Origin of the sequence: Pseudoalteromonas aliena (genome assembly GCF_038155085.1) — a bacterium.
Classification (GTDB): domain Bacteria; phylum Pseudomonadota; class Gammaproteobacteria; order Enterobacterales; family Alteromonadaceae; genus Pseudoalteromonas; species Pseudoalteromonas aliena_A.
The window spans coordinates 1-223 of sequence record NZ_JBAKAU010000155.1; the positions used below are offsets into that span (position 1 = coordinate 1).

At 31.4% G+C, this 223-nt stretch carries 1 protein-coding gene; it reads right to left on the minus strand.

The window, feature by feature from the left end:
* Positions 1–15: 15 nt before the first annotated feature.
* A partial coding sequence (locus tag V6260_RS18905; RefSeq protein WP_341595601.1) for a hypothetical protein occupies positions 16–223 on the minus strand: 208 nt, incomplete at its 5' end.

Here is a 223-nt window from a genome sequence, read left to right on the forward strand (position 1 = left end):
TGTATTGCTACTGTCTCAGAAAATAATTTTCGCACTAAATAAACGATTTTTAAGTATTGAATAATTATATAAGTCTTTTATTAAAAATGTTCGTGCAGGAGCACGTCTAAAATGCACATCAAGGTGCTCTTGTTCAATACTTACTTTTTTAATACGTGTAAAAAAACGGCCTAGCCAACTTGGAGTAGCAATATACTGCGCGATAATTCTCAATATGAAGATA